Annotated in this window: 21 protein-coding genes and 2 pseudogenes; 3 read left to right on the top strand and 20 right to left on the bottom strand. The window is 61.8% G+C overall.

What is annotated here, in order from left to right:
* Positions 1–74 precede the first annotated feature (74 nt).
* From U0025_RS08745 to U0025_RS08670, 16 genes and pseudogenes are all read right to left on the bottom strand, one after another.
* The gene (locus U0025_RS08745) at positions 75–620 is read right to left on the bottom strand and encodes a PepSY-associated TM helix domain-containing protein (RefSeq protein WP_004212723.1); all 546 of its coding nucleotides are present in this window, start codon (positions 618–620) and stop codon (positions 75–77) included.
* 116 nt (positions 621–736) lie between these two features.
* The gene (locus U0025_RS08740; protein ID WP_004212722.1) at positions 737–1,144 is read right to left on the bottom strand and encodes a single-stranded DNA-binding protein; all 408 of its coding nucleotides are present in this window, start codon (positions 1,142–1,144) and stop codon (positions 737–739) included.
* A gap of 315 nt (positions 1,145–1,459) precedes the next feature.
* Positions 1,460–2,630 (bottom strand): annotated as a pseudogene (locus tag U0025_RS08735) (IS3 family transposase).
* A 97-nt stretch (positions 2,631–2,727) separates the two neighbouring features.
* Positions 2,728–2,853 carry a hypothetical protein gene (locus U0025_RS08730; protein ID WP_004212719.1) on the bottom strand — a complete coding sequence of 42 codons (126 nt, stop codon included), beginning with the start codon at positions 2,851–2,853 and terminating at the stop codon, positions 2,728–2,730.
* 39 nt (positions 2,854–2,892) lie between these two features.
* Complete coding sequence (gene ccoS / locus U0025_RS08725; protein WP_004212718.1) at positions 2,893–3,102, bottom strand: cbb3-type cytochrome oxidase assembly protein CcoS; 210 nt, start codon at positions 3,100–3,102, stop codon at positions 2,893–2,895.
* Positions 3,099–5,360, bottom strand: coding sequence for a heavy metal translocating P-type ATPase (locus U0025_RS08720; protein WP_004212717.1), 2,262 nt, complete (start codon positions 5,358–5,360; stop codon positions 3,099–3,101). Before U0025_RS08720 ends, ccoS begins: the two co-directional genes overlap by 4 nt.
* A 2-nt stretch (positions 5,361–5,362) precedes the next feature.
* A complete protein-coding gene (locus tag U0025_RS08715; RefSeq protein ID WP_004212715.1) occupies positions 5,363–6,181 on the bottom strand; it encodes a DUF2189 domain-containing protein in 819 nt (272 codons plus the stop codon).
* Between the two features lie 198 nt (positions 6,182–6,379).
* Positions 6,380–7,258 carry a cytochrome-c oxidase, cbb3-type subunit III gene (gene ccoP / locus U0025_RS08710; RefSeq protein ID WP_004212713.1) on the bottom strand — a complete coding sequence of 293 codons (879 nt, stop codon included), beginning with the start codon at positions 7,256–7,258 and terminating at the stop codon, positions 6,380–6,382.
* A complete protein-coding gene (locus U0025_RS08705) occupies positions 7,249–7,419 on the bottom strand; it encodes a cbb3-type cytochrome c oxidase subunit 3 (protein ID WP_004212711.1) in 171 nt (56 codons plus the stop codon). Before U0025_RS08705 ends, ccoP begins: the two co-directional genes overlap by 10 nt.
* 15 nt (positions 7,420–7,434) lie before the next feature.
* Entirely contained in the window at positions 7,435–8,187 is a 753-nt protein-coding gene (gene ccoO, locus U0025_RS08700; protein WP_004212709.1) for a cytochrome-c oxidase, cbb3-type subunit II, read from the bottom strand.
* Between the two features lie 3 nt (positions 8,188–8,190).
* Positions 8,191–9,834: a cytochrome-c oxidase, cbb3-type subunit I gene (ccoN, locus tag U0025_RS08695; RefSeq protein WP_004212708.1), complete on the bottom strand. Its 1,644-nt coding sequence runs from the start codon at positions 9,832–9,834 to the stop codon at positions 8,191–8,193.
* Positions 9,835–10,179: 345 nt separating this feature from the next.
* Positions 10,180–10,968, bottom strand: a complete 789-nt coding sequence (locus tag U0025_RS08690; RefSeq protein WP_004212707.1) for a YbaY family lipoprotein — start codon at positions 10,966–10,968, stop codon at positions 10,180–10,182.
* 249 nt (positions 10,969–11,217) lie between these two features.
* A complete protein-coding gene (locus U0025_RS08685) occupies positions 11,218–11,679 on the bottom strand; it encodes a hypothetical protein (RefSeq protein ID WP_004212706.1) in 462 nt (153 codons plus the stop codon).
* Positions 11,680–11,691: 12 nt separating this feature from the next.
* The gene (gene hmpA, locus U0025_RS08680) at positions 11,692–12,903 is read right to left on the bottom strand and encodes an NO-inducible flavohemoprotein (RefSeq protein WP_004212704.1); all 1,212 of its coding nucleotides are present in this window, start codon (positions 12,901–12,903) and stop codon (positions 11,692–11,694) included.
* Positions 12,904–12,943: 40 nt separating this feature from the next.
* Positions 12,944–13,219, bottom strand: a complete 276-nt coding sequence (locus U0025_RS08675) for a DUF1971 domain-containing protein (RefSeq protein ID WP_004212703.1) — start codon at positions 13,217–13,219, stop codon at positions 12,944–12,946.
* Positions 13,212–13,649, bottom strand: a complete 438-nt coding sequence (locus tag U0025_RS08670; protein WP_004212701.1) for a group III truncated hemoglobin — start codon at positions 13,647–13,649, stop codon at positions 13,212–13,214. Before U0025_RS08670 ends, U0025_RS08675 begins: the two co-directional genes overlap by 8 nt.
* Before the next feature lie 109 nt (positions 13,650–13,758).
* Here U0025_RS08670 and U0025_RS08665 point away from each other — a divergent pair, with 109 nt between their 5' ends.
* The 3 genes from U0025_RS08665 (at position 13,759) to U0025_RS08655 (ending at position 17,285) form a co-directional block, all read left to right on the top strand.
* Positions 13,759–14,217: an Rrf2 family transcriptional regulator gene (locus U0025_RS08665; protein WP_004212699.1), complete on the top strand. Its 459-nt coding sequence runs from the start codon at positions 13,759–13,761 to the stop codon at positions 14,215–14,217.
* 257 nt (positions 14,218–14,474) lie between these two features.
* Entirely contained in the window at positions 14,475–14,939 is a 465-nt protein-coding gene (locus U0025_RS08660; protein WP_004212697.1) for a cupin domain-containing protein, read from the top strand.
* Positions 14,940–15,017: 78 nt separating this feature from the next.
* On the top strand, positions 15,018–17,285 hold the full coding sequence (locus U0025_RS08655; RefSeq protein WP_004212696.1) for a nitric-oxide reductase large subunit: 2,268 nt from the start codon (positions 15,018–15,020) through the stop codon (positions 17,283–17,285).
* An 824-nt stretch (positions 17,286–18,109) separates the two neighbouring features.
* Here the strand turns inward: U0025_RS08655 and U0025_RS08650 are convergent.
* The 4 genes and pseudogenes from U0025_RS08650 to U0025_RS08635 form a co-directional block, all read right to left on the bottom strand.
* Positions 18,110–19,225 carry an IS110 family RNA-guided transposase gene (locus U0025_RS08650; RefSeq protein WP_004206949.1) on the bottom strand — a complete coding sequence of 372 codons (1,116 nt, stop codon included), beginning with the start codon at positions 19,223–19,225 and terminating at the stop codon, positions 18,110–18,112.
* 275 nt (positions 19,226–19,500) lie between these two features.
* Positions 19,501–19,929, bottom strand: coding sequence for a TonB-dependent receptor domain-containing protein (locus U0025_RS08645; protein ID WP_021245211.1), 429 nt, complete (start codon positions 19,927–19,929; stop codon positions 19,501–19,503).
* Between the two features lie 201 nt (positions 19,930–20,130).
* Complete coding sequence (istB, locus tag U0025_RS08640) at positions 20,131–20,859, bottom strand: IS21-like element helper ATPase IstB (RefSeq protein WP_004212693.1); 729 nt, start codon at positions 20,857–20,859, stop codon at positions 20,131–20,133.
* Positions 20,846–21,540: pseudogene (locus U0025_RS08635) on the bottom strand (Mu transposase domain-containing protein); the annotation flags it as partial. The gene istB and the pseudogene U0025_RS08635, both read right to left, overlap by 14 nt.
* Between the last annotated feature and the right edge of the window lie 226 nt (positions 21,541–21,766).

Below are 21,766 nucleotides of genomic sequence, written 5' to 3'. Positions count from 1 at the left end.
GCGACGATCAGAATTGCGCGGCCACAGCCGAACCGGAGTGGATCGGCAAGTGAGCCCGTCGCAGCGCGATGACCTCAGGTCGCAGGCCTTGATGCGCGACGTTTCGTCAGCAGTCGTTTGAGATCCTTCGCAAGGCGATAAAACAGAATGACGATCCCGGTGACCACGATGAGCAACGTCGCCGATGCAGCGACAACGATCAGTGGATGGTTGTAACTGCGCGAGGCGCCAAGGTTCATGATATGGATTTTGTAAAAGAAATCATAGAAGTCCCACAGGTCCGAACGGCGACTGAGCACCTCTCCGGTGAACGGATCCAGATAGAGGCGACTATGCTCCTTGTCGGCGAAGCTGGCGCGCCACAGCGGCCCGCCGACCTGCGCTTCCTCGGGCGCCGTTTCCTGATAGTCGACCGCCTGCAGCCTGCCGGATCCTTTGTAGGACATCAGAGCATAGCGCCGAGCGTCTGCCAGACTGATCTCATCGACATTTTCGCCAGTGTAGGCGTTCCACCAGCTTTCGCTTCCGCCCCGCGCCTTGAGGACCCATATCGGACCGCGCGGCGTATTTTTGAGCGTGGCCTCGTTGAGGTCGGTGTGGCATGCGATCTTCGATCCCATGCGACGGAAAGCGGATAGTGCAGACGCCCCCGCCTGCAAAATCCCTCGCGAGCTATGGCAAATCCGGCTCGCCGCTGGATGCCCCCGCGCGCCACAAGCGCGCGGGGATCCGGGGGTCAGAAGGGCACGTCGTCGTCGAGCTCAGGATCAGGGTCGCCGGCCTCGTCGGACTTCGATTTCGCCCGGCTGAGGAAGTCGATCGTCTCGGCGATGATCTCGGTGCCGTAGCGCTCGACGCCGTCGCCATCGGTCCATTCGCTGTAATGGATGCGGCCGCGCACCAGCAGCTTCATGCCCTTGGTGCAATGCTCCTGCACGGTCTTGCCGAGGCCATTGAACGCGGTGATCCGATGCCATTCGGTGTCCTGGACGCGGTAGCCTTTCTCATCGCGAACGACCTTGCCTTCCGAATAGCGGGGACGCGAGGTCGCCAGGGTGAAGTGGGTGATGCGGGTCCCGCCCTGGGTGGTGCGGCTCTCCGGATCCATGCCGATATTGCCGGCAAGAATGACGATGTTCTGCATGATCAAATCTCCGTTGCTTCCGTCCGAGGGACCGTCCCTCCGACGAGACCCGGCCAAGACCGGCGGGAGACGAGGGCATCGACGCGCAAGCGGCGACCCGACCCACAAGGGCCGGAGTGGTGCGGGCAGGCGCGCGAGCGACAACCCGGTCCGGCACCGCGGGGGTTGCCCCACGGCAACCGTCCGGGCTTAGGGGATCAGTCAGGCGGAGGGCGCTTTCCCTCGGCGCCAGGCAACGGCAGAGCCATGTCGCAACATCGCGATGGGCCGAGCTCAGGACATGGACTGCCCGCAATGACTGGTCCGGTTGTGTAGTTAGTTGATCTGCGCCTCTGATACCAGCCTGGGCGGGAGGCGGAGCGTAGCGGAGCCGAGCGGCCAGGCTGGCATCTTGATCGTCTCCGGGGCCGGTGGTCGATATCCGAGACTGCTGTGGGGCCGTGCTCGGTTGTAATGATCGCGCCACCAGCCGGTGACGATCCGCACCTCCTCAAGGCTGTAGAAGATTTCGCCGTTGAGCAGTTCATCTCGCAGACGGGCATTGAAGCTTTCGATATAGCCGTTCTCCCATGGGCTGCCGGGCTCGATATAGAGGGTAATGACGCCAAGCCTGCCGAGTCACTCGCGCACCGCATTAGCGACGAACTCGGGGCCGTTATCGGATCTGATATGCTCGGGCGGCCCATGCTCGATGAACAGATCGGTCAGCACGTCAATCACGTCGTTCGACCGGAAGCGCCGCAGCGGCACCATCGCCAGGCATTCCCGGCTGAACTCGTCGATAATGTCGAGCATTCGGAACTTGCGACCGTTGTGCGTCTGATCCTCGACGAAGTCGTAGGACCACACATGCCGCGATGCTCCGGGCGCAGCCGGATGCACGATCCGTCGCCGAGCCAGAGCCGCCGCCGTTTCGGTTGCCGCTTCGGCACTTTAAGACCCTCCCGCCGCCAGATACGCTCAACCACTGACAGGCTGACCTGCCAGCCCGCCTGGCCCAGCAAGACATGGATGCGGCGATAGCCATACCGGCCATAGTCCTTGGCCAGCGCGATGATGTCGGCTGTTAGCCGCCGCTCGTCGGCATCATCCTTCGGTGGATGGCGCTGTGTCGAACGATGCTGGCCCAGAACACGGCAGGTCCGTCGCTCCGATACCGGCAACGCGCGACGGATCTGCTCGATCGCCTCACGGCGACGGGAGGGACTCAAAAAGTCAGCTTCGACGCCTCTTGCAGGATCGCCTTGTCGAGCGCGAGGTCGGCCACCAGCTTCTTCAGCCGCGCATTCTGGCGCTCCAGATCCTTCATTCGCCGCGCCTGGTCGACCTTCAGCCCGCCATATTCCTTGCGCCACCGATATAGCGTCTGCTCCGCGATCCCGATCTGGCGGCAAGCCTCCACCGCTGTGCCGCCTCGCCCCACAATCACCTCTACTTCACGCAGCTTCGCTATGATCTGCTCCGGCGTAAACCTCTGACGTCCCATACATTTCTCCAATTCTCATGCCCAAATGGGCTCTCTTCAGAATTGGACCAGTTTTTCCAAGGTAGACCACTATCCCTCCGTCAGACCGATGCCAGCCTCACAGGAGGTTTCGGGCAACAGCGGCAAGACTGAGTGCAAGCGCGACAAGGCTGGGAATGATGACCGCCGCCCCGCAGATGAAGGCAAGGACGCCCACCCAATTCCAACTCGGTGCCTGCATCATCACTTCGTCCTTTGCCCAATGGTGTCCACACCACCATCCTTATCGCAAACGATTTGCCTCGCCCTCGGTTTCGGGTCGCCAATCATCAGGTTCGACAAGAGGCTGGTCTGACTTGGCGTCGGTCACGACTCGCTCGGCCGCTCCATCCAGATCATCATACTGCCCGGTGCGCATCGACCAAAGAAAGGCGCCCAGCCCAGCAAGGCCCATCAGCAGCGCGACCGGCACCAGCCACAGGATCCCGCTCATCGGGTAGCGGCCAGGGGAACGAGGGTCGGTGCCGGCGCTCGCCTGCTAAGCCGTGATCCGCGTGCTGCGGGAATTCGCAGAGAGTTCGCAACGACCGAAATCGACGAAAGCGACATGGCGACGGCAGCAAGCAGTGGGGTGACATAGCCCGCCATGGCCACAGGAATCACCAAAAGGTTATAACCGACGGAAAGCGCCAGGTTCTGGCGGACACGTTGCCGGGCCGCGCGCGCGATCTGCACAGCGCGCGGAACCGCATCGAGATCCTGGCCGAGATAAACAATATCCGCGGCCGCCCGACCGATGTCGGCGGCATTGGAAGGAGCCATCGAAACGTGCGCCGCCGCCAGTGCCGGTCCATCGTTCAGCCCATCACCCACCATCAAGGTCAGGCGCTGACTGTCCGCCAGCGCCTGAAGCCGCTCCACCTTATGCTGCGGCAGCAATCCGGCACGCCAGTGGGCGATACCGATCGCGTTCGCGAACCCCGACACAGAAGCAATGTGATCGCCCGAAAGCAGTTCGATAGGCAGCCCAAGCGCGTCAAGCTTGGCCACCGCTTCCCGCGCACTCGTCTTTTCAACGTCCAAGAAGGCAAAATGGCCGGCAAGCTCACCATCGACCGAGAACACGGTCTGGAAACCGCCACTCTCGCCCGTGCCTGGATTCAAAGCCCAATCGGCACGCCCCAGGCGAAACAGATGGCCGTTCCGCTGGCCCTCCAAACCCCGGCCCGGCAGCTCGGAAAAACTGTCCAGATCGAGGCCGGACAAGGCGCCGCCGTTGGCGGCAATCGCGCGTGCGACGGGATGGTTGGAACGCGACGCCAGCGCCATCACGATTGCGCGATAGGGTTCATCGATGGCGATCTTGCTCACTCGCAAATCGCCATGAGTGAGCGTGCCGGTCTTGTCAAAAATCACGGTATCGACCTGTGCAAGCCGCTCGAGCGCGCTTCCATCCTTGAGCGCGATGCCGTGCTCGAACAAGCGCTTCGCCGCGGCGACCTGAACCATGGGTATGGCGAGACCAAGCGCGCAGGGACAGGTCACAATGAGCACCGAAATGGCAATGGTCAGCGCCCGATGCCAATCGCCTGTGTCAAGGAACCACCCGGCAAACACGGCCAAGGCCAGCGAATGGATGATCGGCGAGTAATAGGCCGCAACACGGTCGGCGAGACGGCGATAGCGTGCTCTGCCCTGCTCGGCCGCTTCCATCATTCGCACCATTTCGGATAGAAAGGACCGCGCGTGGCTGTTGGTCACACGCACCTTGAGCGAACCATTGAGATTCAGCATGCCCGAAACGAGCGTGCTTCCCGGTCGTACCGGCACCGGCATCGCCTCGCCCGTGACCGCGGCAGTGTCGAGATCGCCCTCGCCCGCAAGGACAAGACCATCCAGCGGAACACGCTCGCCTGGCGCGACGAGGATGACATCACCCACCGAGACATCCTCGAGCGGTCTAAAAGCGCGCGATCCATCCGTGCCGATTACATTCGCGCCCGCAGGCGTCATTCGCGTCAGCCCGAGCACGGCCGAACGGGCCTTGTCACGCATGGCATGGTCGAGCGTTCGTCCGACAAGCAGGAAAAAGATCAGCGTCACGACCGCGTCGAAATAGGCATGGCGTCCGAAATGCAGCGTGTCGTAGATGCTGAGACCCAGTGTCAGGACGATGCCGATCGAGATGGGCACATCCATATTGGTGCGTCCCGCGCGCAATGCCGACCATGCCGACAAGAAGAAGATGCGCCCCGAAAAGAATACCGCGGGAAGCGCGAGCAGCGCCGAGATGAGATGGAACAGCTGCCGCGTAGCGGGGTCGGCGCCTGACCAGACCGACACCGAAAGCAGCATGATGTTCATCGCCGCGAAGCCGGCGACCGCTGTCGCGACGATCAGCCGGCGCTTTTCGGGATCGGCGCGTTCGTCCGGTTGGCTGAGAAGATTTGCCTCGAAGCCCGCCTCGTTCAGCGTTGCCAGCAAAGGCGGTGCACTCGCGGTTTGCGCTTGCCGCCATGTGACGGTCACACGCCGCGTCGATAGATTGACCCGAGCCGCTACGACGCCCTCGAGGTTACCAAGGATGCGCTCGATCTTCGCCATGCATCCGCCGCAATGCGCGGTCGGGACCGACAGTTGCGTCCTCATCGTTCCGTCATCCAGCGATTGGCTGGCGAAGATGAGTTCATCGACCGATTGCCCGGTCAATGATGTCGGCGCCTGGACGGCAGGCATGGCATGGCTGGCCATGTCTAGGCCTGCGTGTCTGAGACCGCGCGATAGGCATGCCATGTGGCATGTCCAAGCCACGGGAAGATGACGATGAGGCCGATCAAGCCCGTAGCCGCGCAGAGTATGAAAAGCGCAAGGACGATGGCGCCCCAGACGATCATCGGCGCAAGGTTGTTCCAGACGAGCGCCGTGCTTGTTCCCATCGCCGTGAGCGCATCGACCTTGCGATCGAGGAGCATCGGAATGGCAAAAACACTGATCGCAAAAGCGAATGAGGCGAACAGGCCGCCCACCGCCGTGCCGACGCCGAGAATAATCCATCCCACCGGCTCGGTCAGCAGGAAGGCGGTTATGTGAGGCAGGCCGGGAAAGGGGCGCACGCCGAAGAACAACGCATAGATGAGCACCGCGGATCGCATCCACAGTAGCATCAGCAGGCTGAGCAGGACCCCGGTGAAAAGCACCTGCGGGCCCGCCGCCGGTTTCACCAGGAGCATTTCGCGCAGCGACGTATCGCGTCCCGCTTCTCGGTTGCGGCTTTTCTCATAGAGTCCGATGGCCAGCAGCGGGGCAATGATCATGAAGCCGGCGAGCGCGGGAAAAAGAATATAGTCGCGGCCATACAGCGCGAGCATCGCGACAGCAGCGAGAGACAGAAGGAAAATGCCCAGACCGTAGGCCAGGCTCGGCATCGGCCGATGGAAAAGATCCTGCCATCCGGCCTTGAGCCATTGGAAGCCGATGGAAGCGGGAAGATGGCGCTGAAACCGCGCGCTCTTCGTCTCCTCGATGCCCGAGGTCTGGCTCAGCAAGCCATAAGAGGGGCTTTTATCGCTCATGTCCCGCTACCTTTCAGCATGCCGATTTCGCCGCGCGATACTGCCCGCTCCCGTTCGCGCGTTCCTTCAAATGTCCCACGCATTCGGGCTGCGAGCGAAAGGCGACGTAGAAAAAATGCGCGTTCGCAAGAACGAACAGCAAAAGGCCTGCTGCCACCAGCGTCCAGACCAGCCACCGGGATCGGGATCGCATGGCCGTCATCGCTGAGGCGCGCTCAGCGAATGAACATAGAGCGCCAATATCTTGATATCCGAGTCCGTAAGCCGCTCGTCCCATGTCGGCATATGCCCCTGGCGTCCGCCATGGACGGTCTCCACGATCTGATCGATGTCTCCTCCATAGATCCAACGCGCGTCCGTCAGATTGGGAGCGCCGACATCGCGCTTCCCGCGCGCATCCTCGCCATGGCAAATCGCGCAATTGGCCATGAAGACCTCGCGCCCCGATACAATCGACGTCCGATTGGCATTCGTCACGAACTTGGGATGCGACAAGGCGTAGACATAGTTGGCCGCCAGACTGACCTGATCGGCATCGAGTATCCCGTCGCGTCCGAACGAGGGCATCTGCGAGACGCGCCCCTGCGGATGCTCCACATTGACCCCAACGCGCATGGTCTGCGCGATCGTCTCAAGGTCGCCGCCCCAGATCCAGTCGTCATCGGTCAGATCGGGATAACCATAACCCCCCTTGGCATTAATGCCGTGGCAGGCGGCGCAGTTGTCGCCGAACAACCGGTGGCCGGTGCTACGCACGATGGTCATGAGCCGGGGGTCGGCCGCGATCTGCTCGAGGTTCTCGCTTTCGATCCGCTTTATCCAGTCGGCCCGTCCCGCCTGCGAATCGACCAGGTGCTTTTCGACCGAGGTGCGCTGGTCGATGTTGAGAATTCCCTTGGTGTAGGTGTCGCCCAAGGGCCAAGTCGGCATGAGAATCCACCAGGCGAAAGCGAAGAGATGGGTGACGATCAGAAAAATCAGCACACCCTTGGGGACCGGCGTATCGAGCTCCTTGATGCCATTCCAGACATGGCCGGTCGTTTCATGACCGCTGACGGGATCGCGCTCTACGTCCATGGCTTGTCGTCCTGATCGAGAACGCTTTGTTTGGCTCGGTTGAACTTGCCACGATTGGACGGCCGGAACGTATAAATGAGGACACCGATCATCAGACCGATGAGGTAGAACAGCCCCCAGCTTTTCGAGAATGCAACAAGAGCCTCGTGGCTTATGTCCATGCCTGCCTCCTCATGTCATTTCACCGGCTCTGGCGGCTTCTGCGGCGCGGCCGTATTCTTGTACGGCACGTCGGTCAGCCGGCCGAGAACCTGAAGATAGGCGACGAGCGCGTCCATCTCGGTGACCTCGGTCGCCACATCGTCGAACACGCGAACCTGCGTTTCTTCGCCATACCGCTCGGTGATACCGGACGAGGTCGAGCTTTCCGGTGTCGCCTGGTCGAAGGCATCGACGCTCGCATTCTCGATCATGGCATCGGTGTAGGGCACCCCCGCGGCCCGCAGCGCCTTGAGGTGCAAGGGCAGATCAGCGAGGCGCAAGGGCGTCCGCGCCAGCCAGGGATAGGCCGGCATATTGGAATCGGGCACCACATCGCGCGGATTGGTCAGATGGGCGACGTGCCAGAAATCGGAATATTTGCCGCCAACGCGGGCGAGGTCGGGTCCGGTGCGCTTCGAACCCCAGAGCATCGGATGGTCATATTTGGATTCGACCGCGAGCGAATAGGGACCATAGCGCTCAACTTCGTCCTGCAGCGTCCGGATCATCTGGCTGTGACAGGCATAGCATCCTTCGCGCACATAGATGTTTCGCCCCGCCAGTTCGAGCGGCGTGTAGAGCCGCATGTCTGGCGCCTCCTCGACCGTCTCGTCGATCGTGAAAAGCGGAGCGATCTCGACGAGGCCGCCGACACTGGCAGCCGCGATGATGGCGAGCACGAAGCCGATCGCCGAACGTTCGAGCTTGCGATGAAACAGTTCCGCCACGGCTCAGGCCCTCCCCGCCGCCGTCGCGGCCTGTAGCGGGACGTCGCCTTCGAACGGCGCCTGGGCCGAGGCGGCGCGAATGGTCCTCCACATATTGTAGGCGCCGATCACAGCACCGATCAGGAACAGAAGGCCGCCGAGCGTACGCGCGATGTAATAGGGATACATGGCTCTGAGCGAATCCAGGAAGGAGTAGGCTAGCGTGCCTTCCTCCGTATAGGTCCGCCACATCAGGCCCTGGATGATGCCCGAGTTCCACATGGCAAAAATGTAGACAAGAGTGCCGGCAAGCGAGAGCCAGAAGTGCCACTCGACCAAGGCGGGCGAATACATCGCCTCGCGCTTCCACAAGGACGGCACCAGCGTGTAGAGCGAGCCGAAGGTGATGAGCGCCACCCAGCCGAGCGCGCCGGCGTGAACATGGCCAACCGTCCAGTCGGTGTAATGCGAAAGCGAATTGACGGGCCGGATGGCGAGGAACGAACCTTCAAAGGTCGAGATGCCATAAAACACCGCCGCGACCATCATGAAGCGGAGCGTCGCATCATCGCGCACGCGGTGCCAGGCGCCGTTCAATGTTAGCAAGGCGTTGCCAGCCGAAGCCCATGACGGCACGAGGAGCATCACCGAGAAGGTCATGCCCAGCGTCTGAACCCAGTGCGGTAGGGCGGTATAATGAAGGTGGTGGGAACCCGCCCACATGTAGAAGAAGGTAATGCCCCAAAAGCTCAGGATCGAGAGACGGTAGGAGAAGATCGGCCGCTGGGCCCGGATGGGCAGGTAGTAATAGAGCATGCCCAGGAAGCCCGCCGTCAGGAAGAAGGCGACGGCGTTATGACCATACCACCACTGCACCATAGCATCCTGGACGCCCGACCAGATGGTGTAGCTCTTCGCATGGCCCAGCGAGACCGGAATCGCGAGATTGTTGATGATATGGAGTATCGCGACGACGAGAATGAAGGCCATGAAGTACCAGTTGGCCACATAAATGTGTGGTTCCTTGCGGCGTGCGAGCGTCCGGATGTAGAGGATGAAGTAGGTCACCCAGACGATCACCAGCCAGATGTCGGCATACCATTCGGCCTCGGCATATTCCTTCGATTGGGTAACCCCGAGCAGATAACCGCTGGCCGCGAGGATGCAGAACAGGTTGTAGCCCACCAGCACGAACCAGGCCGAAAGCTGATCGGGAAGACGCGCCCGCGAGGTCCGCTGCACGACATGCAGCGAGGTGGCGATGAGCGCGTTGCCGCCAAAGCCGAAGATCACGCCGCTGGTGTGCACCGGTCGCAAGCGGCCGAAGCTCGCCCAGGCACTGTCAAACGTCAGGTCAGGGAATGCCAGCAGCGCGGCGACCCAGACCCCCACGAACATCGCCACCACCGCCCAAGCCATGCTGGCGATGATGCCGGCCTTGATGGGCTCGTCATAGTAGCTTTGCAAACGGGATTTTGGCGGTTCCGGTCCCCAGATGCCGCGGATTACGATGATGGCGCAAATGGCGGCAATGGCCAGGATCAGCCAGCCGTGGATTTCCATTGTGTCCTGATTGCCTGCCGCTGCGAGAACGAGGCCGCACAGACCGACGGCAACGGAAATGGCGAGCGCGATCTGGCGTTCGGTCTCGGTCAAGGTCAGTATCATGGCCGATCTATTTCCCCCCTCATCGGTCATCGCCACGGGCTGACAGCGCAGCAGCAGGTTCGCTCCCGATGGGAACACAGCTCGCGCCGAACCAGCAACACGCGGGTCGGACGGAAGTTCCCAACTATTGCCCTGCCGTCTCCCGCGGTAAACACCAAAAAATCAGTGGTCAGCGTCGCTCGCCACGCATCGCGGCCGAATTTGAACCTGTGTTTGGCGACGGCGCAATGGACTTTTGCCGATCAAGCTCTTGGACCGTTAAGCCTGTGTCCAAGACTGGCTCGACCTCCGTCTCCGATCGGTCAGGACTGAGCGGCAGCCGCTCTTCAGCATACTGCGGTCGAATCAGCGTATCGCCGCCAGGTATCGTCCGTCGTCGGCACGGAAGAGCACTGACCCATTGCTGTTGACGGACCATGAGGTCACATCCTGCAGAATGGCCAGGAACCTGGTTTCCTGGTTCCCGAGCGCCGGCACGCAAGCCCGGCGCGTCACGGCGAGCGGTCCGATCCGAAGCGACTGTTCCTCGATCGAATAGTCGCCGGTGAACCTGTTGCAGCCGGCCGATCCGCTCACTCGGCCGTCTTGCGAAAACTGCACCGTCACATTGGATTTGTCGATCAGACCGGTCTGATTGATGTCCTCCACCTTGAATTGCGGGCCGATCAAGCCTGAAGCCGCCGGGCGGTCACCAACGCGAACCATATTGAGCGTCCCCAGATCCTGCTCGAACCGCGTGGGATCGACCGAATGAACCGTATCCGTGGTCCATATCGGGTTGCCCTCGGGATCGGTAATCGTCGCACGGACTGCGTAACGCATGTTGGTCTTCAAGTCCTGTTCCTTCACCCTAATCGAAAATGGCAAAGGAACCTGCTGCCCTGCTGTCTCGCGCGTTTCCTTGGCAATGATCACCGATCTCGCATCGGCGCGCGAAACGTCCAGCAGTCTCACGTTGAATTTCGCGCGGGCGGGCAGAGCGATGCGCTGTCGATAGGATGCGTTGCCGGTTACGACCTTGTCTCTCAGCTCCGCAATGGGGGCTTGGGGATCGACGTATCGCGCGCCTGTCGCGCAGCCGCCGAGCGCGAGCATGGTCATCGCCAGTACGGCTGTGAATGGCTTGTTGAACATGGCGTTTCACTTTGCTGTGCGATTGGAGCGGAAGAGAGCAGGTCAGGCGGAACCCATGGCATCGGCAATAATGGGAGGGCTTCGAGCGGCAGTCCTGTGGGAATCGACTTCGCATAGGATGGTTCCGAACCACGAACGTCCGATGGCGGGCGGAAGATTGGGCTGGATTGGCGCGGGCGGCCCCGGCGGATATCTGATCCCCTCTTGGGAGACAGCCACTGAATTTTGGAACCACACGAAAAGCGCAGTCTAGAACCCGTGGCTTCCCGCCACTGCGCCGAGAACCGTGACAGCCGCGATACCCAGCAATATTCGGTGAAGTGTCTCCATTCGGGCAAAATCTGCGGCGGGCTTGACCGATGTCATCATTCGGCGGTGGAGAAACAGCGGCTCGATCACGAAAAGCATCGCGGCGAACACGGCCCACAGCCCTACCATCGCATGCATCCACCAGAAGCGAAGATCGAAAAAGCGGTCCCACATCTGCGCGCGATAGATCATCCAGAAGCCGCTCAGTCCTGCCAATAGCACCCAGATGCGCGCCTGCGCCGCAAAGCGCCCCTCCAGTCGATGAAAGGCCGCCAGCCGCTCCGCCGGCGGATTGGCGGCGCGCACGGACGGCATCACCACAAGCGTCACGAACGCCACGCCGCCGATCCAGACAAGGACCGCCAGGACATGAACGGCCCGGGCCAGGATGATGTCGTCCATGCCTCCGCTCCCTCAGGCCGCGAGCAGTTCGTCGGCCGGGCCGAAGAACTCATAGTGGATCCTGTCCGACGGCACACCCGCCAGCGACAGGGTCGAGACCGCATGACGCAGGAACGGACGCGGCCCGCAGATGTAATAGTCCGCTTGTGCGACCGGTGTGCTGGCGACCAACCATTCATCGGTAATTATGCCGGCCACATCGTAGTCGCTGCCCTCTGTTTCATCCTCGAGCGGGGTCTGGTGAAAATCGGTGATCGCGATCGATTGGCCATGGCTCGCCACAGCGCGGACATGGTCGCGCATCGCATGGGTGTCGCGGTCATGCGTGCCGTGGATGTAATGAACCGGCACTTCGGCGCCGTTCTGAACGAGGGCTTCGAGCATCGCCACCATCGGCGTCAGGCCCACGCCGCCCGACAGCAGTACGACCGGCCGTTCGACATGATCGGCGAGGAAGAATTCGCCAGCAGGCGCGGCCACCTTCAGGATCGTCCCGGGTTTCGCCTCGTCGTGCAACCAGCCCGACGCGAGCCCTTGCGGCTCGCGCTTGACCGAAATGCGATAGGTTTCGCCATTGGCGGCGGCCGAAATCGAGTAGTTGCGCTTGACCGGCGGATGTCCGGGAATTTCGAGCCAGAAGGTAAGATACTGGCCCGGCTTGTGGCGCATGACGGGGCCGCCGTCGACGGGGCGAAGGACAAAGGAATTGATGACGCTGCTTTCGCGCACAACGTCTTCGACGCGGAAATCGCGCCAGCCGTTCCAGCCGCCGGCCGCGTCCTTCTGTTCGGTGTAGACGCGCTGTTCCCGCGCGATCAGGATATTGGCGAGAAACCAGTAAGCTTCCCCCCAGGCCCCGAGGATTTCGTCGGTCGCCGCATCGCCCAGCACCGCCTTGATCGCACCGAGCAGTGCTTCGGCGACGTGCGGATAGTGCTCCGGCAGTATCTGGAGACCGACATGCTTTTGCGCGATGCGCTCGACCGCGGGAGCCAGCGCGCCGAGATTGTCGATATTGCTGGCATAGGCGAGAATGGCGCCGGTGAGCGCGCGCGGCTGCGAACCGGCGTCACCATGATGCGACTGGTTGAAAAGATCGCGAATGTCCGGGTTCTGGAACATCCTGGAATACATTTCATGCACGATATCCAGACCATGCGCTTCGAGCGCGGGGACCGTCGCCTTGACGAGCGCGATGGTCTGATCGCTGAGGGGCTGCGACATAAACTTCTCCTTGTTGGAAGGGATTCGAGTTTCCCGGCGATCAGGCGCCGGGCGGCTGATCATAGAAATCGACCCGCATTTTCATGGCGCCGATGGGCGTCACGAAGTGCGGCTGCTGCGGCAAGATCAATCCGGGCCGTTCGGGCGTCAGGACAACCTCCGACGGTGGATCGAGATAGGTCAGCCGAAGCTCACCCTCCAGAACGCGGATCAAACCCCAGACACCCGCCTTGGTATCATGGCGTGCCCGCAGGGCGGCCGGGAGCGTGTCCTGATCGAACACCGGCGTCGAACGATAGGGTAGAATGTCAGGCATGGGTGGGTACTCGCCGTTCGCAATGAATGGACCCGGCCTCGCCGTCAGCGACGCTTGGCCGATCGAGCCGAAAAAACATGGCAAGCTGCAGGCTCTCGGCAATCCGCTTCGCTTTCGCCTGCAGAGCCGCAGCTGCGTCGGGCGCCATCATCTCGTTTGTCGTACAGTCCCACAGCGCGAGCCAGCGGTCGAAAAGCGCTGGCGTTATCCTCGACCTGTGCTTCAGGTGCGCTGGCACGGGCTGGCCCTTGTATCGGCCACTGGCGAGCATGACGGATGACCAGAACGCCGCCAGCTTTTCGAGATGTTCCGGCCAGTCATCGATCGCGTCGTTGAAAATCGGCCCCAGGTCGGCATCTGCGCGAACGCGCGCGTAGAAGGCGTCGACAAGCTGCTTGAGCGCCTCATCCTTCAGTTCCAGCTCGGTCATTCGCCCGACTCCAATCATGTATCACGAATGCATCTATACTTTTCCATGAAAACATGCAAGATGAATACATCTTAATGCGACGAGCTGAGGAAGAGAGTGGGAACGCCCCATGAAACTGACCCTGTTCACCGACTATTCGATGCGCGTGCTGCTCTATCTGGGCGCGCGGCCTGACCGCCTGTGCTCGATCGGTGAGGTCGCGCAGGCCTACGGAATCTCGCAGAATCACTTGATGAAGGTGGTGAACCAACTCGCACGCAGTGGTGATGTGGAGAGTGTGCGTGGACGGTCGGGCGGCATCCGCCTGGGGCGGCCGCCCGAAGAGATCAACATCGGCGCACTCATACGCCAGACCGAGGACGGCTTCGATCTCGTTGACTGCGGCGGATGCGTGGTCGCGCCTGCATGTGGGCTGACGGGCGTGCTGAAGGAGGCGCTCGGCGCGTTCCTGGCGGTACTTGACCGCTATACGCTTGCCGACCTGCTGACGAAGCGGCGAGATCTCGCGTCGCTCTTCGAGCGTAACGCGGCCGATCGGTTCGAAACCCCTGCGGCGCCAGATGGATGATTGACGTCTTGGCGCATCGAAGCCGAAAAGGAGGAACGTGACATGTTCTGTCCAGAATGTGGTGAACCGGTCGATCCCGCTCCCTTTGACGGTCGTCGCCGCGCGTCGCGGTCATGGATCGCCGCAGGACTCCAAATCGGCGCGCGATGGGTAAAGGTATTGCGCGCTGGACGCTCCAAGCCGGACCGCACGCGGCAGTCCGCTTGCCCGTCTTGCTCCAATCATAAAACCACGAACACTGAAAGGAATTGAACGATATGGCCCTTCACCACGCAGCGCCCGGAGAAGTCGTCGATCTCTTGCCCGAGAACGTGACGACACATGAAGAACATTCCACAGCGATCGTGAAGGCGGACCATTTCGAAACCATCCGGCTGGTGATCCCGAGCGGCACCGAAATGCGCCAGCATCAGGTGCCGGGCAGCATCATGCTGCATTGCCTCGAGGGCCATGTGAAAGTCGAGCTCAGCGCAAGCTCGATCGAACTGCGGCGTAACCAGTGGGTCTATCTCGAAGGAGGCGCGCCGCACTCGGTCAAGGGCGCGGAAAACTCTGTGCTGCTTCTGACGATCCTCTTTCCGCCTGTAGAAGGATCACAGGCAAAAGCCGGCGCCGAGACCTTGGCGGTCGATGCCTATGACGATTGCGACTGTGTCGACCGGTGGGAAGCGGAAGGCGGTCCGGTCGTTCAATCGGATCAGCCTGCCCCCAGGAAGAATTGATCACGGGCGGCATGATGGCACGGCGCGCAGCGCGCTAGTCGCTTTGCTGTACCGCCTCGTAGCCCATAGGGGAGAACCATGGATCGAACACGTCAGCTCTGGATTTGGCTTCTATCATTGCTGGCAGTCTCTTTTGCCGTCCTGCTTCTGGTTGGCCGCGACATCAGCATTCAGGCGCCGCCGCTTCCCGCCAAGGTCGTGACCGCAAACGGCGAAACCGTCTTCACCCGTGCCGAGATGCAGCGTGGCCGCCAGGTCTGGCAATCTATGGGCGGCATGCAACTGGGCTCGATCTGGGGACACGGCGGCTACGTAGCGCCCGATTGGTCAGCCGACTGGTTGCACCGGGAATCACTGGCACTTCTCGATCTCTGGGCACAGCGGGATCTGGGCGGCGCCTTTGAGAGTTTAAACGAGGAACACAAGGCGCTCCTCCAGCGGCGGCTGCAAACGGAAATGCGCCGAAACACGTTTGAAGCGAGCACGGATACCATCACGATCAGCAACGATCGCGCGGTGGCAATCGAGCGGGTGGCAAAGCACTACGTCAATCTGTTCGGCAACGACCCCGCCACGGCCGAGCTGCGCGAAAACTATGCCATGAAGAACGATACGGTCCCCGACGCAGGGCACCGAGCCGCCATGACCTCCTTCTTCTGGTGGACGGCCTGGGCGGCCACAACGGAACGACAAGGGCGGACGACAACGTATACGAACAACTGGCCGAGCGAGCCGCTGGTCGGGAATCGCCCACCATCAAGTACATTCATCTGGTCGGCCTTCAGCGTCACCTTCCTGCTTGCCGGCATCGCGCTGTTGGGTTGGCACCATGCGGTGACGCACGGACGAAGGGAGAAGGAGCACGACCTCCCCGCGAAAGATCCGCTGCGCGAGATCGCGGTGACGCCTTCGATGCGGGCGACAGCCAAATATTTCTGGGTCGTTCTCGCACTGTTTCTCGCGCAGATCATGCTGGGTGCAATGACGGCCCACTATCAGGTCGAGGGGCAGCTGGTTTATGGCTATGAAGCGGCCGAGATCCTGCCTTATTCGATCACCCGCACCTGGCACACGCAGCTTGCCGTGCTGTGGATCGCGACAGCCTGGCTGGGAACGGGCCTCTACATAGCTCCTGCGATCTCGGGCCATGAACCGAGGTTCCAGGCTCTGGGTGCCAACATCCTCTGGGCCTGCCTCCTGATTATCGTCGTGGGCTCCTTTGCCGGGCAATGGCTCGCGGTGATGCAGAAACTGGGACTGGAGAGGAACTTCTGGTTCGGACACCAGGGCTGGGAATATGTCGATATGGGGCGCTTCTGGCAGTGGTTTCTCTTCATCGGCCTGATGCTCTGGCTTGTGCTCGTCGGCCGGGCGCTCTGGCCTGCGCTCAAAGAGAAGTCCGAATCCCGCCACATCACGATGCTGTTTTTCCTATCCGCCGTAGCCATCGGACTCTTCTACGGTGCCGGGCTGTTCTGGAGGGAGCATACAGCGCTCTCCATGATTGAATATTGGCGTTGGTGGGTGGTCCATCTGTGGGTCGAAGGCTTTTTCGAGGTGTTCGCCACCGCGGTCATCGCCTTCCTCTTCACGCGCCTCGGCCTCATTCCGACACCCACCGCCACGGTCGCCGTCTTGTTTGCCACGATCATCTTCATGGCAGGCGGAGTGCTGGGAACGTTGCACCATCTCTACTTCGCGGGAACCTCGATCGCGGTGCTGGCGCTTGGCGCGAGCTTCTCAGCGCTCGAGGTCGTGCCGCTCGCCTATATTGGCTTCGAAGCTTATGAACACTGGAAGCTGAGCAGCGCGACACCCTGGATGCAGCGTTATAAATGGCCCGTCATGTTCTTCCTGGCGGTATCCTTCTGGAATCTCGTCGGAGCAGGCCTGTTCGGCTTCCTCATCAATCCGCCGCTGTCGCTCTATTACATGCAGGGTCTCAATCTGACGCCGCTGCACGGACACACCGCATTGTTCGGCGTATACGGCATGTTGGGCGTCGGGCTCGTCCTGTTCTGCCTGCGTGGCATGTTGCCGAACCTGATCTGGAACGAAGGCGTGCTTAAGACGAGCTTTTGGTGCTTCAACATCGGCCTTGCGTTGATGGCGCTCCTGACCTTGCTGCCACTTGGTACGCTTCAGCTGACCGCCGCGATTGACAAGGGCTACTGGTACGCTCGCTCGGCCGAGTTCATGCAGCAACCGGTGGTCGATCTGCTGGTGTGGCTGAGGGTTCCTGGAGATATCGTCTTTTCTGCCGGGGCGGTAGCGCTCGCCTGGTTTGTCGCCAGTCTTTGGCTCAGACCCCGGTCTGACGACAGCGAGGCGCAAATTGCACAGTGATCGATCGAGGAGTCCGATGCCGCGCAGTCCCAGCCAACCCTTGCTCGTGGGCTAGCCACGTTCTGTCGACAAACGCCACACTTGGATGCGAGTTTCGGTGAACCTTTTGTCCATGCGCACCAAACTTCTGTTCGCAGGTCTGGCAGCCGGGTCGATGGCTGCTCTATCCTCGCCCGCGATTGCTCAGATGCCGCCCGGCTCACGGGACTGTTCATTCCAGTCGCTATCGCCGGAGGAAAAGTCTCGGTACCAATCCCGTTACCGGCGCCGCGTGCGCGTCGATGGGCAAGCATTTGCCGATAATGGCTGTATGAACAGGTGTGCATGACAGCCTCTGAGCGCAAAGCCCTCCGGCGTCCCCGCAAGGGCAAAAACTGCCGCGCCGTTTCGCGCCCCGTCACCAGCTTGGACGGATCCATGACAGTTGGCATCGGGCGCAAATGCGACTGACGCGCTCGATGCCGCACATGGCGATCATGGTGCGTTTCCAGGAGGGGACCAAATCCTACGCTCTCATGACTGCCATCCGAGACGCTGGCCGAGTTTACTCCTTCGCTGGCCTCGAGACCAGCGGTCGCATTGACCTTGGCGGGTGTGCCGCGGGCGCCTGATCGACGACGATTGATCATGCTCTCATCCGCGGGTTGATTACCGCACTACCCGTATCCGTCGCTGGGCCTATCCTCCGTCTAAGTTCGGGCGTCGGACGAACCTGCCCCACCGTACACCGTGGATTGCCCATCACAGTCGGGTGCCCGCGGCACGCCGGCCAAGGCTATGCAGTTGGCGCGCTGGCGCCTCCTCTCGTTAATGTCGTGGGTGGATCAGCCGGCTATCGCCGGCGACACCCGACGGGCGATGTCCCAGGCATAGCCGACCAGTTCACGCGCGATCGCGGTGGTCACCTTGGGCTGAGGCTTGCCCGTGGCCGCCAGGCGACGGTAGCGCTGGCACAGGCGAACCTGCGCTTTCCACCCGATCGCCTGGATGTCCTCGGACAAGTCGATGACCCGCTCACGGTAGCGTCGTTCCTCGCGAGCGGGCAGTCGATACGACCAGCCCGCCTCAATCAGCATGGTTCGTGCCTGCGCGTTGCCCGCGCGGGTGATCCGGCCCCGTTTGGTCCGAGCGCCGCTGGAGTGCTCGGACGGCACCAAGCCGACATACGCCATCAGTTGCTTGGGATTGTCGAAGCGGGTGAGATCGCCTACTTCAGCGACCAGCGTCGCAGCGCTGACCAGCCTGATACCGCGCAGGACCTGTAGATTGCGGACCAGCGGCGCAAAACACCATGCGTCCACCGCTTCAGTCAGCGCCGCTTCTAAGCGCCCAACCCGTGCCTGCGCCTCCAGCACCCGCTTCTGCATTTCCTCGAATGCCAGCTGTTGGTGGGGAAAATCGAACCGCTGCTCGGACAACCACCGCCAGTACATTTTCGTCCAGGCCGCCTTGCCGCCGAAACGACGATCATGACGCAACAGGAAGCTGCGCACTGTCTGCTTGGCTCCGATGGCATCATCTTGCGCGCTGCGTCGCGCGCGGATGAGATCGCGTACCGCCTCGTGCGCTTCGTCCGGTATCCAGATTGCGGTGAGTTCGCCAGCGCGTAGCAGCCGCGCCAGGGTCATCGCGTCACGCCGGTCCGTCTTTACATGGTCACCCGGGCGCCGCGGCATCATCGAGGGGGCGATGACGATGCAATTCTGTCCCAGCTTCGTCAGCAGCCGATGCAAGCCATACCCGCAGGGACCAGCTTCGTAGCAGACGTTCAACGTCACGCCCGGTCCAGTCAGCCGCTTGACCAGCTTCCTGATCGCATCGTCCTCGTTGGCGACCGTGCCGACGAAACGCACCTCGCCTCCGCGTTCCCCATCGGCAACCGCGACCGCAATGGTTTCCTTATGAACGTCCAGACCAACGTATTTCACCGTCTCCGTCATGACTCGTCTCCGCTGCTGACAAATCCATCATCAGCATCTCAGATTCGAGCCTCCGAGGCTCTGGCAGTCATGGGGTCTAAGAATTTTGGCCAGCGATATTCTTCGCCGGTCAGGGTTATGTGCTCCCACCCCGCTCCTTACGGAGATCGAATCCACTGATCACTGAATTCTGACTTTAGAAACGTTTCTTGAATCGGGATCCATGGATGAAAAGGGGCCGACTCTCTGCATTCAGCGAATATTCGAACGCGAAGGCAGAAGGCCGGCCTGATCGATCAGAAGCTGATCGTTGCCGTGCCCCAAAAGCGGCGCCCTTCATCGAGCATCCAGTTGCCGTCGAGACCATCAAACCGGCCGCGGTCATCGACCGGCACGATCTTGTCGGTGACGTTGAGCACCGCCGCCCTCAGCGCGAAATTCTCATTGATCGTGAAATTGATGCCGACATCGAAGGTCGTGCTCCCTTCACGGGTGCGGGTGTTGAGCGCGCCGTTGCGGAACCCGCTGAAAGTCTGCTTGCCCGAGTAGTAGCCGAGCACATAGGCCGCGATCTGCTCGGTCGCTTGCCAGTCCAGGCGAACGTTGGCCATGTGCCTGGGCGTCTTGTCGAGCGGCGTTCCGTCAAGCGAACTGCCGTCGAAAGCGGGCTCGCCGCCACCCTTCCGGACGGAATCGGTGTAGGTATAATTCGCGGTCAGCAGCAATGCCGGGGTGATCGGCAGTCTGCCATTCACTTTGTCAAACGGCGCGCAAACGGGACCCCGTATAGGCGTTGAAGGGGGACCCCCTTTTCGAGATTGAGCGGAGGGTTGATGCCCTGCGCTGTGTGCGGCGGAGGTCGGGCGTAGCCCGGCCGGAGGCGTACACAGCGCAAGTTCGTTTTGAAGCTGGGGTGAGAGTGGCGGCTAACTGCGGTTTTTGAAGCGCCAGCTGTCGTTGCCGGTCTCGACGATATCGCAGTGATGAGTGACGCGGTCGAGCAGAGCCGTGGTCATTTTGGGATCCCCGAACACGGTAGGCCATTCGCCGAAGGCGAGGTTGGTCGTGATAACGACGCTGGTGCGTTCGTAGAGCTTGCTGAACAGGTGGAACAGGAGCTGGCCACCAGAGCGCGCGAACGGCAGATATCCCAACTCATCGAGCACCACCAGGTCGAGCCGTGAGAGCTGTCCCGCCAGGGTCCCGCCCTTGCCGATCCGGGCCTCCTCTTCGAGGCGTGTCACCAGATCGACGGTGTTGAAGTATCGTGCCCGAGCCCCTTTGCGCACGACGTTGGCGGTAATCGCGATGGCGAGGTGGGTCTTGCCGGTGCCCGTGCCGCCGACGAGCACGATGTTGCGACGCGCCGGTAGGAAGGAGCCATCATGCAGGGAGCGGATCAGTCCCTCGTTGATCGGCGTCCCTTCGAAGCTGAACCGCTCCAGGTCCTTCACCACCGGCAGCCGCGCGGCCGTCATGCGATATCGGATCGAGGCGGCGTCGCGATGGGTGGCTTCCGCGCGGAGCAGATCGGTCAGGATCTCCATGGTGGTGCGCTGGCGCTGGAGGCCGGTGGTGACGGCCTCGTCGAACGCGGCCACCATGCCCTTGAGGCCCAGGCCGCGCATTGTGTCGATCATCTCATGCCGCTGCATCATAGCCTCGCAGTCGGTCATAGCTGGCACAGTCGGCGATCGGCGGGTGACTCAGCATCCGGTCTTCCGAAGTGACGATGCTATGGGGCGTCGCCGGCTCGCGGCGACGGGAGAGGATGTTGAGGATCAGGTCGTCGCTGACCGTTCCGCTCGCCAGCGCTTCGCGCACCGCCGCCTCGACCTGCTCCAGCCATCGGTGAGCACGGCCGAGAGCACCCGCACGAACCTGCGATCCGCCTCATCCCCGTGCCCCAGCCTGCGTCGCAGGCGATGGAGGGATGGCGGCAACTCCCAGTCCTGGAACGGCGCGCCGTTGCGCAGGGCACCGGGCTTGTGGGCCAGAACCGGCAGATAATGCCAGGGATCGTAAATGGTGCGGTTCCGCCCGAAGTGACGCTCATGTTCCCCGACGATCTCTTCGCCGCAGCGGATGACCATCCGGCCCGCATAGGCGCGCACCTGCACCGTGCGCCGCGCCGCCCTGGACATGACCGAGTAGCGGTTGCGGTCGAAGCTGATGAGGCAGGTGCCGGTGACGGCATGCTCGCTCTCATGGAAGCCATCGAAGGGCGCCAGGATCGGCTGCAGGACAGGCCGCTCCATCTCCAGCGCCTAGGCCACGGTGATATCGCCGCGCTCGGGATGGGTGTGGTGCTCGGCCCAGCGCCGGCACTCCGCCTTCCTTCTCACGATCTGGCTTTTGAGCCATTCGAGCATGGAATCTTTTGCCATCATGGGCGTCGTCGTCGCTCTCGGCAGCATCGTCTACCGGGCCAGCATCCGCCGGTCATCAACGTAGGGGTCACGACGGTGGAGCGAGCGGTCGGCTCTTCAAGCCCAACGCGATCGGCTCATTTCTCGCTCACCAGTCGTGAACTAACGGCAAATTTGTCAGAATTTGAGGGTG

Source organism: Sphingobium yanoikuyae (assembly GCF_034424525.1).
GTDB classification, from domain to species: domain Bacteria; phylum Pseudomonadota; class Alphaproteobacteria; order Sphingomonadales; family Sphingomonadaceae; genus Sphingobium; species Sphingobium yanoikuyae.
This window is presented reverse-complemented; position numbering and strand designations above follow the sequence as displayed.

Coding starts and splice junctions, on each gene's coding strand:
- U0025_RS08745 (WP_004212723.1), bottom strand. CDS start 620: ATGGGATCGAAGATCGCATGCCACACCGACCTCAACGAGGCCACGCTC.
- U0025_RS08740 (WP_004212722.1), bottom strand. CDS start 1,144: ATGCAGAACATCGTCATTCTTGCCGGCAATATCGGCATGGATCCGGAG.
- U0025_RS08730 (WP_004212719.1), bottom strand. CDS start 2,853: ATGATGCAGGCACCGAGTTGGAATTGGGTGGGCGTCCTTGCCTTCATC.
- ccoS (WP_004212718.1), bottom strand. CDS start 3,102: ATGAGCGGGATCCTGTGGCTGGTGCCGGTCGCGCTGCTGATGGGCCTT.
- U0025_RS08720 (WP_004212717.1), bottom strand. CDS start 5,360: ATGGCCAGCCATGCCATGCCTGCCGTCCAGGCGCCGACATCATTGACC.
- U0025_RS08715 (WP_004212715.1), bottom strand. CDS start 6,181: ATGAGCGATAAAAGCCCCTCTTATGGCTTGCTGAGCCAGACCTCGGGC.
- ccoP (WP_004212713.1), bottom strand. CDS start 7,258: ATGGACGTAGAGCGCGATCCCGTCAGCGGTCATGAAACGACCGGCCAT.
- U0025_RS08705 (WP_004212711.1), bottom strand. CDS start 7,419: ATGGACATAAGCCACGAGGCTCTTGTTGCATTCTCGAAAAGCTGGGGG.
- ccoN (WP_004212708.1), bottom strand. CDS start 9,834: ATGATACTGACCTTGACCGAGACCGAACGCCAGATCGCGCTCGCCATT.
- U0025_RS08690 (WP_004212707.1), bottom strand. CDS start 10,968: ATGTTCAACAAGCCATTCACAGCCGTACTGGCGATGACCATGCTCGCG.
- U0025_RS08685 (WP_004212706.1), bottom strand. CDS start 11,679: ATGGACGACATCATCCTGGCCCGGGCCGTTCATGTCCTGGCGGTCCTT.
- hmpA (WP_004212704.1), bottom strand. CDS start 12,903: ATGTCGCAGCCCCTCAGCGATCAGACCATCGCGCTCGTCAAGGCGACG.
- U0025_RS08675 (WP_004212703.1), bottom strand. CDS start 13,219: ATGCCTGACATTCTACCCTATCGTTCGACGCCGGTGTTCGATCAGGAC.
- U0025_RS08670 (WP_004212701.1), bottom strand. CDS start 13,649: ATGACCGAGCTGGAACTGAAGGATGAGGCGCTCAAGCAGCTTGTCGAC.
- U0025_RS08665 (WP_004212699.1), top strand. CDS start 13,759: ATGAAACTGACCCTGTTCACCGACTATTCGATGCGCGTGCTGCTCTAT.
- U0025_RS08660 (WP_004212697.1), top strand. CDS start 14,475: ATGGCCCTTCACCACGCAGCGCCCGGAGAAGTCGTCGATCTCTTGCCC.
- U0025_RS08655 (WP_004212696.1), top strand. CDS start 15,018: ATGGATCGAACACGTCAGCTCTGGATTTGGCTTCTATCATTGCTGGCA.
- U0025_RS08650 (WP_004206949.1), bottom strand. CDS start 19,225: ATGACGGAGACGGTGAAATACGTTGGTCTGGACGTTCATAAGGAAACC.
- istB (WP_004212693.1), bottom strand. CDS start 20,859: ATGCAGCGGCATGAGATGATCGACACAATGCGCGGCCTGGGCCTCAAG.